Origin of the sequence: Phaeobacter sp. JH20_37 (assembly GCF_048056015.1) — a bacterium.
GTDB lineage: Bacteria > Pseudomonadota > Alphaproteobacteria > Rhodobacterales > Rhodobacteraceae > Phaeobacter > Phaeobacter bryozoorum.
This window is the reverse complement of record NZ_JAYMWW010000022.1, coordinates 13,208-27,716: the sequence shown is the minus strand read 5'-3', so window position 1 is coordinate 27,716 and position 14,509 is coordinate 13,208. Positions and strand designations below refer to the sequence as shown.

Here is a 14,509-nt window from a genome sequence, read left to right as displayed (position 1 = left end):
ATTGGAGATTTTCCAAAATAGGGATCAAAGCATGTTTGGTCGGCGCCCCCGCTCGGAGGAAGATACGGTTGTCGCCGTGCTGGCGGCAGCGCTGCGGCGGGATATTTCCTTTGGCGTGCTGCGACCGGACCAGAAGCTGAAGATCGAAGCGCTGCGCCAGAGCTATGGCGGCTCCAACCATTCGATGCGCGAGACCCTACGGATGCTCAGCGCCGAGGGGCTGGTGGAGGCCACCGCCCAGCGCGGTTTTCGCGTCACCTCGGCGACCGAGGATGATCTGCGGGACATTCTGTTCATGCGACTGGAGGTGGAACGGCTGGGCCTGAGGATGGGGCTGGAGCGCGGCAACGTCCAGTGGGAGGGCCGGGTTCTGGCGGCGCATCACGCGCTGCGCCGCACCGAGGAAGCGCTGGTTGAGGAGGCCAATGACGCGCTGGCGCTGGATTGGGACATGGCCTGCCGGAACTTTGCCGCGGTGCTGGTGGAGGCCGCGCAATCGCCCCGGCTGTCGGATATGCAGCTGAAATTCTACGATCAGTCCCGCCGGTTCCGACTGGCGCAACTGCGCGAGGGGCGGCTCGATTTCGCCACCCGCGCGCGACAGCAGCAGGTGCTGGTCGAGGCTGTGCTGGCCCGCAATACCGAGGCCGCCATTGCGGCGCTGGAGATCTATGTGACCGGCGATATGGGCGGCTAACAACGGGCTGCGGTCAACGTGCGCCGGAAACCGAGACTAGATATCAGCGGGCCTGACGGACCCGATGGGACACCAACATAAGAGGGAGGATTTGAGAGATGACCAATTGGACACGCCGCCGCACGCTTGCAGCACTTGGCGGTGCTGCCGCAGCTGCGGGGCTGGCGACACCGGCGCTGGCAAGCAATCGCAAGATCGTGCTGGGGGCGCTGCGCTTTACCAGCCATTCAGCCAGCTTCATCGCGCAGGAGCGCGGATATTTCGCTGATGCGGGCCTTGACGTGGAGCTGCGGTTTTTCCAGGCGGCCTCGCCGATGTCGGTGGCGATTGCCTCGGGCGATGTGGATTATGCGATCACCGCGATGTCGGGCGGGCTGATCTCGCTGGCCGATCGCGGTGCAATCAAGGTGATCGGTGGCGCCTTGTCGGAGGAGCCGGGTATCGACGGGCAGAAGATTCTGGTCTCCGACGCCGCCTATCAGGCCGGGATCACCAGCCCGGCGGCGCTGGACGGCAAGAGCTTTGGCATGACCACCGCCGGTTCCTCGTTCCACTATATGGGGTCGCGGATGGCGCAGAAGGAAGGTGTCTCGCTGTCCTTCAAGCCGCTGCAAAAGGTCGGTGCGATCATCGGCGCGCTGAAATCAGGGCAGATTGATGCCTGGTCGATCGTGCCTCATATCGCCAAGCCGCTGGCAGGATCGGGCGCTGTGCATATCATCGGTGATGTGGCGGACTATCTGCCCGACTATCAGGTGACGACGGTGTTCACCTCGGCCAGCAATGCCAGCGGTGAGCAGCAGATGACCCGCGATTTCCTGAGCGCCTACAGCCGCGGTGTCTCCGATTACAACGCCACCATGATCGACCGGGCCAGCGGTGATGCAGGCGTCGACCAGATGGTCGATCTGATCCACAAATATGTCTACGCAGATCGCCCCCGCGAGAAAGCCGCCAAGTCGATCATCAATGGCACCATGCGTCTGAACGAAGGGGCGGCGATGAACACCAGATCGCTGGCGGATCAGCTGGCATGGTTCCAGGCCGAAAAGCTGGTGGATGCGGATATCACGCTGGAGACGATCATCGACTCCAGCTACGTCGACACCATCGGCTGATCACCGGACCGGTGACGCACAACTGACTGTGCCGGTGACCCAGACCGGCACCAGCGCCGGGGCGGCCTGCCCCGGCCCTCTCATGCGTGGAGCAAGACTATGGATATTCGCCTGTCCGGGGTGGGCCATGCCTATGACGACATCCCGGTCCTACGGGACATCACGCTGGAGTTCCCCAGCGGCAAGATCGTCTGTATCGTCGGCCCCTCCGGCTGTGGCAAATCCACCCTCCTGCGGTTCATCGGCGGGTTGGAACGCCCTAGCCAAGGCGAGGTCCTGCAGGTGGGGCAGCCGCCTGAGGGCAGTCTTAATCCGCTGACTTATGTGTTTCAGGATTTTGCCCTGCTGCCCTGGCGCACGGTCCGGGGCAATATCAGCCTAGTGCTGGAGGATCACGGCATTCGCGGCGCGGCAGCGGCACGGATCATTGACGATGTTCTGGCGCGCACCAAGCTGAGTGATTTTGCCGAGGCGCTGCCCAAGCAGCTGTCGGGCGGGATGAAACAGCGGGTGGCAATAGCACGGGCGCTTGCCGTGAACCCGGCAGTGATGCTGATGGATGAGCCGCTGTCGGCGCTGGACAGCCAGACCCGCGAACTGCTGATGGATGATCTGGTCGCGCTGTGGACGCGCACGCCCTTCACCGCCGTCTATGTGACCCATAATCTGGCCGAAGCGGTGCGGCTGGGTCATGCCATCGTGGTCTTGTCCCGCCGTCCCGGCCAGATCCGCGAGATCGTGGAACTGGACACGCCGCTGGCCGAGCGCGAGTTTGGCGATGCTGAGCTTGAACAGAAACAGAAATACCTGTGGCAGCTGATGCGTGACGAGGCGCGGGCGGCGGATGCGGAGCTGATGAATGTCTGACACCCAATTGGCCGGGGCGCAACCCGGCAAGACGGCGGGCACCCCCGCAACACCGACGATCCGCCCGGTCCAGTTTCGCGGCGGCGGCTTTGCCCCTCGCGGCGGGCGCTGGGTGGGCGGGCTGGTCTTTGTGCTGCTGTTGCTTCTGGCCGAACTTGGCACCCGTCAGGGCTGGATTTCCAACCTCACCCTGCCGCGCCCCAGCGATGTGCTGGCGACGTTGCAGGAACTCTATGCATCGGGCCTGCTGTGGACCCACGTCAGTGTCTCGCTGTCACGGCTGGTGGTTGGCGCGGCCCTTGGCGCCAGCGTCGGTATTGGCGTCGGGCTGATGATCGGGCTGTTTTCCTATGTGCGCGCGGGGCTGGTGCCCTTGGTGGCGGCGCTATTTCCGATCCCGAAGATCGCACTTTTGCCGCTGTTTGTGATCTGGTTCGGCATTGATGAAGGGTCCAAATATGCGCTGATCGCCTTTGGCACCTTTACGCCCACCGTCGTGGCCACCTATGGCGCGGTGGACAATGTCGACCGCTCGCTGATCCGCATGGGGCAGAGTTTCAACCTGTCGTGGCTGTCGATTGTCCGCAAGATCGTGCTGCCGGGGGCGATGCCCGGTATCCTGTCCGGCCTGCGCATCAGCCTGGCGATTGCCATCATCCTGCTGGTGGCCGCTGAAATGCTGGGGGCGGAGCATGGCATTGGTGCGTATATTCTGGAGGCCGGGTCGCTCTATGATCTGGAGCGGCTGTTTGCCGGTGTGGCAATCCTGTCGGTGCTGGGGGTGCTGGTCAGCAGCCTGATCGGGCTGATCGAACGCCACCTGCTGCGCTGGCGCAGCTGAGCGCGACCGAGTCGCGCATGTGACCCGCCCCTGCCTGTCGCAATCGCATAGAATCGAGGCCAATGGCGCCAAAACGCGCCAATAATCTCAAAAGCGCGGCAATCTGCGCCTCACAAAGCCCATGCCGGCAATTGCACCCGCGCGCGACCTGATTTACACGGGGGCCATATGAATGGCTGTTGTCCTTGCGGGCTGCCGGTCTGTCAGACCAGTTCTGACCCAAGATGACCGCCCGCCGCATCCTCACCGGGCAGCAGCACCCCGTCCATCAGGTGCAGCGCCGACCGCTCACCCAAGTTTCCGATATCGCTGAAAAAAGGTTGTGGAATATGGCAGAAAATTCGACCCCCGACATTTTGTATACCATCGTAGACGAAGCCCCCGAGCTGGCCAGCGCCTCTCTGTTGCCGATCATCCGCAGCTTTGCGAATGCGGCGGGCGTCTCCGTCGGGACCAAGGACATTTCGCTGGCGGGCCGCATCCTTGCGACCTTCCCCGAAGCGCTGAGCGACACCCAGCGTCAGAGCAACGATCTGGCCGAACTGGGCGAGCTGGTGAAGACCCCCGAAGCCAATGTCATCAAGCTGCCGAATATCTCGGCCTCGGTGCCGCAGCTGACCGCCGCGATTGCCGAGTTGCAAGCGCAGGGGTTCGACATCCCCGACTATCCGGCGGACCCGGTGACCGATGCGCAAAAAGAGATCCGCGCGCGCTATGACACCATCAAGGGCTCGGCTGTGAACCCGGTGCTGCGCGAAGGCAACTCGGACCGTCGCGCCGCCCGCGCGGTGAAGAACTTTGCCCAGAACAACCCGCATTCGATGGGCAAATGGTCTGCTGACAGCAAGACCAAAGTCTCCTCGATGCCGGGCAATGATTTCTACGCCAACGAAGTCTCCGCCACCATTTCCGCCGCGCAGGCCGGGACCGCGAAGATCGAGTTTGTCGGCAAGGACGGAGCCGTTACCGTGCTGAAGGACAGCTGGCCGCTGGAAGAGGGCACCGTTGCCGATGCAACCTTCATGTCGGCCAAGGCGCTGTCTTCCTTCCTGACGGATGCGATTGAAGACACCAAATCCGATGGCACCATGTTCTCGCTGCACATGAAAGCCACCATGATGAAGGTCTCCGACCCGATCATCTTTGGCCACGCGGTGAAGGCATGGCTGGGCCCGGTCTGGGACAAATTCGGCGCTGAAATCGAAGCGGCTGGCGGCTCGGCGAACTCGGGCCTTGGTGCGGTTCTGGCAACCATCGACGGCCTGCCCAATGGCGATGCGATCAAGGCAGAGATCGCCGCGCTGGACCGTCCGTCCATGTATATGGTGGACAGCGACAAGGGCATCACCAACCTGCATGTGCCCTCCGATGTGATCATTGACGCCTCCATGCCTGCGGTGATCCGTGCCGGCGGCAAGGGCTGGGACGAAGCGGGCAACAAGGGCGACACCAACTGCGTGATCCCCGACCGCTGCTATTCCACCGTCTATGACGAGAGCATCAATTTCTTCAAAGCCAATGGTGCGCTCGACGTGACCACCGCAGGCTCCGTCGCCAACGTCGGTCTGATGGCGCAGAAGGCTGAGGAATACGGCTCGCACCCGACCACCTTCGAAGCGGCCGCAGATGGCACCATCCGTATCGTGCTGGCAAATGGCGAGACGCTGCATTCGCACGAGGTCGAGGCCGGTGATATCTGGCGCGCCTGCACCGTGAAAAAGGCCCCGATCGAAAACTGGATCCAGCTGGCGATGGACCGTCAGCGGCTGACCGGTTCCGAGGCGATTTTCTGGCTGGACGCCAACCGCGCCCATGACGCCGAGCTGATCAAATACGTGCAGCCCGTGCTGAACGCAGCTGGCGTGGCCGATAAGTTCCAGATCATGGCGCCGCGCGAAGCCACCCGCCAGAGCCTTGAAACCATCACCGCAGGCAAGGACAGCATCGCCATCACCGGCAACGTGCTGCGCGACTATCTGACCGACCTGTTCCCGATCCTGGAGCTGGGCACCTCGGCCAAGATGCTGTCGATTGTGAAGCTGATGAACGGTGGCGGGTTGTTTGAAACCGGGGCCGGCGGCTCTGCGCCCAAGCACGTGCAGCAGCTGGTTGAGGAAAACCACCTGCGCTGGGACTCGATGGGCGAATTCTGTGCTCTGGGTGAATCGCTGAACTTCCTCGCCGACAGCAAGGGCAACGCCAAGGCTGGCGTGCTGGGTGCCGCTGCCGAGGCGGCGACGCAGGGCATTCTGGATCACAACCGCTCGCCCTCGCGCAAGGTGGGTGAGCCGGACAACCGCGCCAGCCACTACTGGTTTGCCCGCTACTGGGCCGAAGCGCTGGCCGCACAGGGGGATGACGCCGAACTGGCCGCGCATTTCGCGCCCATCGCCGCAGAGCTGGCGGCCAAGGAAGAGCAGATCCTGTCGGAGCTGGCCGAGGTTCAGGGCAAGGCGGTTGATCTGGGCGGCTATTTCCACACCGATCCGGTGAAAACCGCCGCCGTCATGCGCCCCAGCGCCGCGCTGAACGGCATTATCGGCTGATCACGCATCGGCGTGTTCGGGCGACATGCTGCCCCTAGACCATAGAAAACGCCCGGAGTGATCCGGGCGTTTTTTTCGTTCAGACTGCAAAGCCTCGGGGAAAGTGTCAGGGCCGATCAGCCGACCATGTCCAGCGCTTCGACCGGGTCGTCGCGTTTGGATCTCGCCGCCTCGACCAGCGCGCGAAAGAGGTTCAGATGGGCGGGCTGGTAGAACAGATGCTCAGGGTGCCACTGCACCCCGACTGCAAACCGACGGCCCGGATCCTCGATCGCCTGCACCATGCCGGACTGATCGCGCCCGGTGACGCGCAGCCCCTGCCCGAGGCTGCTGACCGACTGGCTGTGCAGCGCGTTGACCTTCAGCTCAGGCACCCCGAGGATACGCCGCAGTGTGCTGTTGTTGGTGATCGTGACCTTCTTGCGGGGGAGCACTGTCTTGTAGTTTTTCAACCCGTAAAAGGCATAGGCATCCTGGTAGAGCGCGCCCCCGCGGGCTACATTCAGCATCTGCGCCCCGCGACAGATCCCCAGAACCGGAACATCCTGTTGGGTTGCCTGCCGCACGATATCAGCCTCAAGCGCGTCGCGCTCGGGGTCCAGACGGACCTCCGGCATGATCTGCCCCTTGTAGAGCGTTGGGGCGATGTCGTCTCCGCCACCGATGACCACACCATCCACCTGCGCCAGATCGGCGGCGCGGCCGCTTTGCCAGCGCACGGCGCGCCCACCGGCCAGCCAGATGTTCAGGGCCATCAGGGGAAAGATCCGCCAGCCGCTGCGGCGCGAGACGGTGACTGCAATAACCGGTTTCATGCGGCATCTCCTCGTGCTGCGGTGTTCAGGACGTCGGCCGCGTGTTTGGCCCATTCGCGGTTCAGCAGCTGTTCGCTGCGCGGGCGGCTCCGCCAGGCCTTGATCAGCTGGTCGAGCCGACCGTCGCGGGCGATCTGTTCCAGCTCTGCCCAGCGGTTCCATTCCTGGCTGATGGACCACCCCGGCTGCCCCAGACGGCAATCCGGCAGACGGTAGTGATAGGCCGGACGGGCGGCGGTTTTGTCATCCTCGCCCAGCGCGGCGCGCACGCGATCGGGCGCGTGATCGGCCAGCAGTGGCAGCAGATCCAGCGCGTGGTTTCTATCCGCCGCATGGTCGAGATACAGGTCGCAGAGCGCCTCCATCGTCTTTGGCGGGTGCTCACAGAGGGCATCAATCAGCGCCGCCGGATAGGGCGCGATAAAGGGCTGCACCCGGCGCGACACGTCGATGCCCGGGCTGCGGCGCAGCACCGGATCCAGCAGAGCAAAGGCGGTAAGCACCGGGACGATGTGATCCACCGTCATATCCGCTACTTCGACATTCAGATGTACGCCAAAGCCGTTCAGCACACCGTCCTGGGTGCCCGTGGCCCCCGCCTCTGCCAGTTTGGAACACAGCCGATCCAGCTGCGGCAGCTGCGATTGCGCCAGCGGCGGGGTCACGATTTCAACAGGGATTAGCGGCTCCGCGAGGGAGAACAGCGCCTTGCCCAGCCCGTGGACTTCGGTCCGGTAGCGGCTGTCCAGATAGACCTCGATATCGCCCAGCCGGGTGTTCTTGACGTGCGGTTTCGGGCCGTCGGTGTCATCCTGCGCATGGATGTCGCCGCCAAGTTCGCGCTGGACGATGCCCTGCGCCTCGGCGGCGGAGAGGCCACCGAACTCGATCTCGACGCCGACCTTGCGATCATCGGCGGCGGTGCGGGCCCCAGACATCTGCGGCAGCGATTTGACAGCGTCCTGCGCATCCGCGCGTCCCGCCGACCGGCCGTCAAGGGGAGAGGCAAAACCCGCCTCGGTACTCAGATCACTTTCCAACATAATGGGCTCCGTGCTCGCTCACAGACCCAACGTCACCGATGCAAAAATGTTCCACCCCTGCGGGCGCGGGCACGATCCTCTCGCGTTTTTTACGCTGCTTTGTTGATGGGGCGATCGGTCGAAATCCGCCGCGGGACAAGACAGGCCCCGTCGGATTAGCAGTCAGATCAACAGCATCCAGAGGCCGACAGCCGCCAGCAGCAGGGCAAACCCCCGGTTCATCTTGCGCGCCCGATCATCGCGGAAGATCCATCGTGCAAGCCCCTCGCCGATCCATGTCCAGATCGAAAACGCCACCAGATTGTTCAGCGTGAAGATCAGCGTGATGATCATGACCAGCCCCAGCTGTACCGAAAAAAGAAGGGACGCTGCATCATCGGCGGTGCGCGCAGGATCAGCGGGCGCCAGAAACTGGCTGAACATCACCGCAATGATCACATAGGCCTTCGGGTTCAGCAGCAGCAACACCACACCATCACCAAAGCGCGCCGGTCGCGCCTGTGCCCCTGAGGCCGCCCCGTCGGCGCCCCACATGCCCCAGGCCAGCCACAGGACATAGGCCGCCCCGGCCAGCGTCAGCCATCGAAACGCCTCCTGCGAGACCGCCTGAGCCAGCAGGGCGCTGGATCCGATCAAGAGGGTCACCAGCGCCGTGGCGATATGATAGCCGGCCGTGGCCGGGATCGTGGCGCGCATCCCGAACCGCGCGCCGTTGGCGGCAAAAAACAGATTGCCCGGTCCCGGGCTATAGGCCAGCGGGAACAGAAACACGAGCAGGGCAAGCGTCGTCTCAAGGGTCATATCAGCCTCACATGGCAATGCTGATCCCGACCTAATTGCACCGGCCATGGATCGCGACCCGGATCCTGCGCATAATATTGCGGTCTGCGGGAACACTCCGCCCGGCTGTGGCGTTCTTTCCCTGTCTCCCGGCGGCCAGAGCCCTAGCGGGGAGGCTCAGCCCAGATAGGTCAATCAATCGGAGAGCCGCTATGCCATCCATCTATGACGCCATCAAACAGGACCATGACGCCCACCGCGAGTTGCTCGCCTCGATCGAGGACAGCAAGGTTGAGGCGCGCGGCGCCCTCTGGAAACGCTTCTACGAGGATGTGAAAAGCCACGCCGCCGCCGAGGAAGAAACCTTCTACTCAAAGCTGATCAGCCAGACCTGGGGTCAGGATGCGGCCCGCCATTCCGTGCATGAGCACCAGCAGCTCGACGATCTGATGGAAGAGCTCAACGTGATGAAAATGTCCTCCGACCTGTGGATGAGCAAGTTCCAGCAGCTGAAGCACGACTACGAACACCACATGGAGGAAGAGGAAAACGAGGTGTTTACCCGGGCCAAGGAGATCATCTCCGATGAGGAGATCGAAGGCTATGGCACACGTTTCCAGAAGCGCAAGGAAGAGGAACGCGGCCTGATTGATGAAAAACGCGAGGACAGCCTAGAAGACTGACGGCAGCAATCCCGGGCAGCCCGGTGCAGGGAGGCAGATCCGGGCGGTGACCTCTCGGCGCCGCGCGCATCATACCGCCGACAAGAGAGAGCCGGCTGCCGCGCGGCTCTCTGTGTTGTATATCCATGAGAGCCTGCGGGTCGGCGGGCAGGACCGCCTCGGCCTTCAGCGGCGATCAGAGCTGTCGCGCAACCGCCAGCGTTGCCATGGCGGGAAGCGTCAACAGCTCTTTCGCCTGCGCAACCCGCGCCTGCGTGTAGTACCCCGGCTCGTGCAGGATATTGATGGTCGCGGCCAGTTCCCCCTCCAGCAGAACCGGCAGGTTGATCACCGCGCCACAGCCCAGCGCGCCGATCAGCTCGGCGTCGGGAAACACCGCGTCGATCTCTTCCAGCGTATTCGCAACGAAACTGCGGTGCTGACCGTGGACGATATCGAACCAGCTGTTCATCTCGATCGGTTTGGTGCCGGAGGTCGGGTAATTCACACTGTCGTCGGTATAGGTGCGACAGGCCAGCATCGCGCCCATATCCACCCTCATCACGGTGAACAGCTTTGCCCCAACGGTGGCCTTGGTCAGCGCGCAGAGTGCATCGTACGCAACCTCGGCCGTTGTGGCGGCGGCGAGCGCGTTGGTGAAATGGCGCAGCGCCTCGGCGGAGGTATCGTCTGTTCGGCGGCTGCGCATGTTATCGTCGGGCATCGGGTCTGTCCTTTGGCATGGGGTCGGGTCTGCTGTCCTGATTGATGGTCAGTCCGGCAGCTGTCACACGGTCAGCTCCGCGCCACCGCTGGCGGCATAGAGCGCCTGAGTATAGGGATCGCGAAAGGCGCCGTCATGCAGCGCCTCTGCCGGGGCGATCTCGACAATGCGCCCCTTGTTCATCACCGCCATACGGTCACACATAAAGCTGACAACCGGCAGGTTATGGGTGACCATCAGATAGGTCAGCCCCTGCGCATGGCGCAGCGCCTTCAGCAGGTTCAGGATCTCCGCCTGCACCGAAACATCCAGCGCCGAGGTCGGCTCATCCAGGAGCATCACCTTGGGCTCCAGCATCAGCGCCCGCGCAATGGCGACCCGCTGGCGCTGCCCACCGGACAGCTGATGCGGATAGCGAAAGCGGAACCGCTGGTCGAGGCCGACAGCGGCCAGTATCTCTGCCACGCGGGCGTCGCGCGCGCCGATGCCATGCACCCGCAGGGGCTCCCGGAGCACCCAGTCGACCGGTTTGCGCGGGTGCAATGAGCCGTAGGGATCCTGAAACACCATCTGGCAGCTTCGCGAAAACGCGCGATCAATCCCGTGGCTGCGCGGCTGACCCAGAACCGAGATCTCGCCGGTCCAGTCAGGCGCAAGCCCGGCAATCGCCTTCAGCACGGTGGATTTGCCAGATCCGCTTTCGCCGACCAGGGCAAAGCTCTCCCCCTCGGCCACATCCAGGGTGACGCCCTGCACCACCCTGTTGTCGCCGTAGGAAATATCGAGGTTTCTCAGAGATATCGCTGTCATGTGCCACTCCAGCTTGACCGGTCCAGCACAGGCAGTGTGTCGCGGGTTTCCTTCATCCGGGGCACCGCCGCCAGCAGGCCTTGGGTATAGGGGTGGCTGGCCTTGTGCAGATCGGCAGCGGCGCAGCTTTCGACCACGCGGCCGGCATTCATCACCATGATCCGGTCGCAGTAGCGCGCCACCAGATTGAGATCATGGCTGATCAGGATCAAGCCCATGCCCTTGTCCCGCACCAGATCGTCGATCAGATCCAGCACCTGCGCCTGTACCGAGACATCCAGCGCCGAAGTCGGCTCATCCGCAATCAGCAGATCCGGGCGCGGGATCAGCATCATCGCGATCATCACCCGCTGCCCCATGCCGCCCGAGACCTGATGCGGATACATCTGCGCCACCAGTTCGGGGTCGTTGATGCGCACCGCCTCCAGCATCTCCAGCACGCGGGCGCGGGTGTCGCGGCGGCTGAGACGTTCGTGGACATCCAGCGCCTCGGCGATCTGTGCGCCGATGGTCATCACCGGATTGAGCGAGAATTTCGGATCCTGCATGATCATCGAAATCCGCGCGCCGCGTATATTGCGCATCTGGCGTTCGCTGAGGGTTTGCAGGTCCTGCCCCTCCAGCGCCAGCCGGTCCGCCGTCATCTGGCCCGGGCGGCGGATCAGTCGAAGGATCGCACGGCCGGTCATGGATTTGCCCGATCCGCTCTCGCCGACGATACCGAGGCGTTCGCGGCCCAATGTGAAGCTCAGCCCCTTGACCACCTCTACCCGCCCCTGGGGTGTCGGGAAGCTGACGCGGAGGTTGTCGACCTCCAGCAGGGGTGTGGACGTGGATTGGCTCATGACTTGCCCCCCTGTTTGGGGTCCAGCACATCGCGCAACCCGTCGCCAAGAAAACAGAAGCCGAGGCTGACCACGATGATGGCAATGCCGGGCATGGTCGCCACCCACCACTGGTCCAGAATGAACACCCGCCCGCGCGAGATCATCGCGCCCCATTCCGGCAGCGGCGGCTGCGCGCCCAGCCCCAGAAACCCAAGACCCGCCGCCGTCAGGATGATCCCGGCCATATCCAGCGTCACCCGCACGATCATTGATGAGGTACAGAGCGGCAGCACATGGTGCAGGATGACCCGACTGTGTGAAGCCCCCAGCAGGCGCGTCGCGGCGATGAATTCGGCGTTGCGGAAGGTCAGTGTCTCGGCCCGTGCGATGCGGGCATAGGCAGGCCATGCGGTGATTGCGATGGCGATGATCGCGTTTTCGATCCCCGGCCCCAAGGCGGCAACAAAGGCCAGCGCCAGGATCAGCTTGGGCATCGACAGGAAGACGTCCGTGATCCCCATCAGGATGCGGTCGATCCAGCCCCCGAAATAGCCCGAAATCGCCCCGATGATCAGCCCCAGCGGCGCCGATATCACCGCCACCAGCGCCACGATCATAAGCGTGATGCGCGCTCCGTAAACCACGCGGGAGAAGATATCGCGCCCCAGCTCATCGGTGCCCATCCAATGGGCGGCAGAAGGCGGTAAAAGGCGCGAGGACAGGTCCTGCCCCACCGGGCTATGCGGCGCGATCCAAGGCGCCAGCGCCGCTGCAAGAATGAGGATCGTGATGATCAGTGCCCCCAGCACTGCCAGCGGGTTGCGCATCAGCGCCAGCGTCATACGATAGGCGCGCCCTGCGGTGGCCTGGGTCCGGGTGGCGGGGGAGTCGTCGAGCAACCAGTCGCGGCTCAGCATCACAGGCTCCTTGGATCAAGAACCCGGTACAGCACATCCGAGATCTTGTTGATGAAGATGAAGACCGCGCCAATCACCAGCGTCGAGCCAAGAACGGCGTTCATATCCGCATTGAGCAGCGCCACGGTGAGGTAATTGCCGATGCCGGGCCAGCTGAACACCGTCTCAATCATCACCGACCCTTCCAGCAGAGCGGCATAGGAGAGGCCGATTACCGTGATCAGCGGCACCCGGATCGGTTTGAACCCATGCACCCAGATCACTTTCCATTCCGGCACGCCTTTGACGCGGGCGGTGGTGATGAACTCCTGACTGAGCTGATCCAGCATGAAGCTGCGGGTCATGCGCGCGATATAGGCGAGGCTGAAAAACCCGAGGATGGCCGCAGGCAGCACCAGATGCGAGAGCGCGTTCCAGAACACCTCGGTGTCGCCGACCAGCAGACTGTCCACCAGCAGCAGGCCGGTGACCGGCTCAATCAGCCCATCATAAAAGATATCGACCCGCCCCGGTCCCGCGACCCAGCCCAGACCCGCATAAAACACCGCCAGACCAACCAGCCCCAGCCAGAAGGCGGGCACCGAATAGCCCAGCAGCGCAAAGACGCGAATGATCTGATCGACCCAGGTGCCCTGACGCGCGGCGGCCCAGACGCCCATGGGCACGCCCATCATCACACCAATCAGTATGCCCAGCGTGGCCATCTCCAGCGTGGCGGGAAACACCCGCGCGAGGTCGGACACGACGGGCCGGTTGGTGGAGACGGAACGCCCCAAATCGCCCTGAAACACATCGCCCACATAGGATAGGAACTGGATCACCAGCGGCCGGTCCAGCCCCATGGCAACCCGCGCCGCGTCATATTGATCCTGTGTGGCGCGGTCGCCGACCACGGACAGAACCGGATCAATCGGCACCACACGGCCAATGAAAAACGTGATCGCCAGAAGCCCGAGAAAGGTCAGCGTCGACACGATGGCAAAACCGGCAAGCCCCTGCCCCCAGCGCAGAATTGCGCGCCGTCTCTGTGCTGCTCTGGTCAAGATATCCTGCCCTCCACATGGTCGATCCGCACCGCATCCGATCGGCGGACGGTCGGCGCGACACCATCAGGCATAAATATTATTTTTCTCAATAGCAAAATTTTTTTGCTTCACAATAATTTTTTTCCTAAGCTGCCCGAAGCAAGCCCAAACCGAGAGCCACCGATGACCCCTGCCAGCCCTGCCGCCAAACCCGCCAAGACCCGCAGCAGCACAGGGCCGATGCTGGGCGCGCTGATCCGCAAGCGGCGCAAGCAGATGGGGCTGACGCTTCAGGCGCTTGGTGATACCGCCGGGGTGTCAGTGGGCTATCTGAGCCAGGTGGAGCGCGACAACGCCACCCCGACGCTGGGCACGCTGGCGCAGATTGCCGCAGCGCTGGAGGTGGGGCTGGAGTATTTCATCGCCACGCCCAAGCCGTCGGATGCGCTGACGCGGGCGGCAACGCGCACGCAGTTTTCACTGGCGGGATCGTCACTCACCTATGAGGCGCTCGGCGCGCAGTTTCCGGGTGCGGAGCTGTCCAGCTACATCCTGTATGTCCCGCCCGGATACGTCTCCGAAGAGGTCAGCCACGAGGGCGAAGAGATGCTTTATGTGCTGGAGGGCGAGATCGACCAGTCGCTGGACGGGCAGGTGTTCCGCCTTACCGCCGGCGACAGCCTGCATTACAGCGGCCTTACCTCACATTCCTGGAGCAATCCGACCGAACAGCCCGCGCGGCTGTTGTGGACCGGCACGCTCAGCGTTTTGCACAGCAAGAATACCCCCAACCTGCCGTAACCCGGATCGCTCCCCAGTGGGCAGAGCCGATGCGGC

The 14,509-nt window shown here is 63.4% G+C and carries 15 protein-coding genes; 7 read left to right on the top strand and 8 right to left on the bottom strand.

The features are described from left to right. Positions 1-31: 31 nt before the first annotated feature. From VWZ87_RS18300 to VWZ87_RS18280, 5 genes are all read left to right on the top strand, one after another. Positions 32-697, top strand: coding sequence for a GntR family transcriptional regulator (locus VWZ87_RS18300; protein WP_340547478.1), 666 nt, complete (start codon positions 32-34; stop codon positions 695-697). Positions 698-795: 98 nt separating this feature from the next. Next, positions 796-1,815 carry an ABC transporter substrate-binding protein gene (locus VWZ87_RS18295; protein ID WP_340547479.1) on the top strand — a complete coding sequence of 340 codons (1,020 nt, stop codon included), beginning with the start codon at positions 796-798 and terminating at the stop codon, positions 1,813-1,815. 99 nt (positions 1,816-1,914) lie between these two features. After that, positions 1,915-2,682, top strand: coding sequence for an ABC transporter ATP-binding protein (locus VWZ87_RS18290; RefSeq protein WP_340547480.1), 768 nt, complete (start codon positions 1,915-1,917; stop codon positions 2,680-2,682). Next, on the top strand, positions 2,675-3,523 hold the full coding sequence (locus VWZ87_RS18285; RefSeq protein ID WP_416536568.1) for an ABC transporter permease: 849 nt from the start codon (positions 2,675-2,677) through the stop codon (positions 3,521-3,523). The genes VWZ87_RS18290 and VWZ87_RS18285 overlap by 8 nt, the downstream gene beginning before the upstream one ends. Positions 3,524-3,852: 329 nt before the next feature. Next, positions 3,853-6,069: an NADP-dependent isocitrate dehydrogenase gene (locus VWZ87_RS18280; protein ID WP_416536567.1), complete on the top strand. Its 2,217-nt coding sequence runs from the start codon at positions 3,853-3,855 to the stop codon at positions 6,067-6,069. Positions 6,070-6,185: 116 nt separating this feature from the next. On the opposite strand, the gene VWZ87_RS18275 is transcribed toward VWZ87_RS18280, so the two are convergent. The 3 genes from VWZ87_RS18275 to VWZ87_RS18265 form a co-directional block, all read right to left on the bottom strand. Beyond that, positions 6,186-6,884, bottom strand: coding sequence for a gamma-glutamyl-gamma-aminobutyrate hydrolase family protein (locus tag VWZ87_RS18275; protein ID WP_416536566.1), 699 nt, complete (start codon positions 6,882-6,884; stop codon positions 6,186-6,188). After that, entirely contained in the window at positions 6,881-7,927 is a 1,047-nt protein-coding gene (locus VWZ87_RS18270; RefSeq protein ID WP_416536565.1) for an amidoligase family protein, read from the bottom strand. Before VWZ87_RS18270 ends, VWZ87_RS18275 begins: the two co-directional genes overlap by 4 nt. Before the next feature lie 162 nt (positions 7,928-8,089). Next, the gene (locus VWZ87_RS18265; RefSeq protein WP_416536564.1) at positions 8,090-8,728 is read right to left on the bottom strand and encodes a LysE family translocator; all 639 of its coding nucleotides are present in this window, start codon (positions 8,726-8,728) and stop codon (positions 8,090-8,092) included. 191 nt (positions 8,729-8,919) lie between these two features. Here VWZ87_RS18265 and VWZ87_RS18260 point away from each other — a divergent pair, with 191 nt between their 5' ends. Further along, positions 8,920-9,390 (top strand): hemerythrin domain-containing protein, encoded by a 471-nt coding sequence (locus VWZ87_RS18260; protein WP_340547486.1) that lies wholly within the window; start codon positions 8,920-8,922, stop codon positions 9,388-9,390. 175 nt (positions 9,391-9,565) lie between these two features. Here VWZ87_RS18260 and VWZ87_RS18255 read toward each other — a convergent pair whose 3' ends face one another. The 5 genes from VWZ87_RS18255 to VWZ87_RS18235 all read right to left on the bottom strand — a co-directional run bounded on the left by VWZ87_RS18255 (position 9,566) and on the right by VWZ87_RS18235 (position 13,690). Then, positions 9,566-10,093, bottom strand: coding sequence for a GAF domain-containing protein (locus tag VWZ87_RS18255; RefSeq protein WP_416536563.1), 528 nt, complete (start codon positions 10,091-10,093; stop codon positions 9,566-9,568). Positions 10,094-10,156: 63 nt separating this feature from the next. Then, entirely contained in the window at positions 10,157-10,903 is a 747-nt protein-coding gene (locus VWZ87_RS18250; protein ID WP_416536562.1) for an ABC transporter ATP-binding protein, read from the bottom strand. Then, positions 10,900-11,748, bottom strand: a complete 849-nt coding sequence (locus VWZ87_RS18245; protein ID WP_416536561.1) for an ABC transporter ATP-binding protein — start codon at positions 11,746-11,748, stop codon at positions 10,900-10,902. The genes VWZ87_RS18250 and VWZ87_RS18245 overlap by 4 nt, the downstream gene beginning before the upstream one ends. Continuing rightward, on the bottom strand, positions 11,745-12,647 hold the full coding sequence (locus VWZ87_RS18240) for an ABC transporter permease (protein ID WP_416536560.1): 903 nt from the start codon (positions 12,645-12,647) through the stop codon (positions 11,745-11,747). The genes VWZ87_RS18245 and VWZ87_RS18240 overlap by 4 nt, the downstream gene beginning before the upstream one ends. Next, on the bottom strand, positions 12,647-13,690 hold the full coding sequence (locus VWZ87_RS18235; protein WP_340547491.1) for an ABC transporter permease: 1,044 nt from the start codon (positions 13,688-13,690) through the stop codon (positions 12,647-12,649). Before VWZ87_RS18235 ends, VWZ87_RS18240 begins: the two co-directional genes overlap by 1 nt. Positions 13,691-13,855: 165 nt before the next feature. Here VWZ87_RS18235 and VWZ87_RS18230 point away from each other — a divergent pair, with 165 nt between their 5' ends. Beyond that, on the top strand, positions 13,856-14,473 hold the full coding sequence (locus VWZ87_RS18230) for a helix-turn-helix domain-containing protein (RefSeq protein WP_416536559.1): 618 nt from the start codon (positions 13,856-13,858) through the stop codon (positions 14,471-14,473). The last annotated feature ends 36 nt before the right edge of the window (positions 14,474-14,509 follow it).

Coding starts and splice junctions, on each gene's coding strand:
- VWZ87_RS18295 (WP_340547479.1), top strand. CDS start 796: ATGACCAATTGGACACGCCGCCGCACGCTTGCAGCACTTGGCGGTGCT.
- VWZ87_RS18285 (WP_416536568.1), top strand. CDS start 2,675: ATGTCTGACACCCAATTGGCCGGGGCGCAACCCGGCAAGACGGCGGGC.
- VWZ87_RS18300 (WP_340547478.1), top strand. CDS start 32: ATGTTTGGTCGGCGCCCCCGCTCGGAGGAAGATACGGTTGTCGCCGTG.
- VWZ87_RS18230 (WP_416536559.1), top strand. CDS start 13,856: ATGACCCCTGCCAGCCCTGCCGCCAAACCCGCCAAGACCCGCAGCAGC.
- VWZ87_RS18275 (WP_416536566.1), bottom strand. CDS start 6,884: ATGAAACCGGTTATTGCAGTCACCGTCTCGCGCCGCAGCGGCTGGCGG.
- VWZ87_RS18255 (WP_416536563.1), bottom strand. CDS start 10,093: ATGCCCGACGATAACATGCGCAGCCGCCGAACAGACGATACCTCCGCC.
- VWZ87_RS18245 (WP_416536561.1), bottom strand. CDS start 11,748: ATGAGCCAATCCACGTCCACACCCCTGCTGGAGGTCGACAACCTCCGC.
- VWZ87_RS18240 (WP_416536560.1), bottom strand. CDS start 12,647: ATGCTGAGCCGCGACTGGTTGCTCGACGACTCCCCCGCCACCCGGACC.
- VWZ87_RS18260 (WP_340547486.1), top strand. CDS start 8,920: ATGCCATCCATCTATGACGCCATCAAACAGGACCATGACGCCCACCGC.
- VWZ87_RS18270 (WP_416536565.1), bottom strand. CDS start 7,927: ATGTTGGAAAGTGATCTGAGTACCGAGGCGGGTTTTGCCTCTCCCCTT.
- VWZ87_RS18250 (WP_416536562.1), bottom strand. CDS start 10,903: ATGACAGCGATATCTCTGAGAAACCTCGATATTTCCTACGGCGACAAC.
- VWZ87_RS18280 (WP_416536567.1), top strand. CDS start 3,853: ATGGCAGAAAATTCGACCCCCGACATTTTGTATACCATCGTAGACGAA.
- VWZ87_RS18265 (WP_416536564.1), bottom strand. CDS start 8,728: ATGACCCTTGAGACGACGCTTGCCCTGCTCGTGTTTCTGTTCCCGCTG.
- VWZ87_RS18290 (WP_340547480.1), top strand. CDS start 1,915: ATGGATATTCGCCTGTCCGGGGTGGGCCATGCCTATGACGACATCCCG.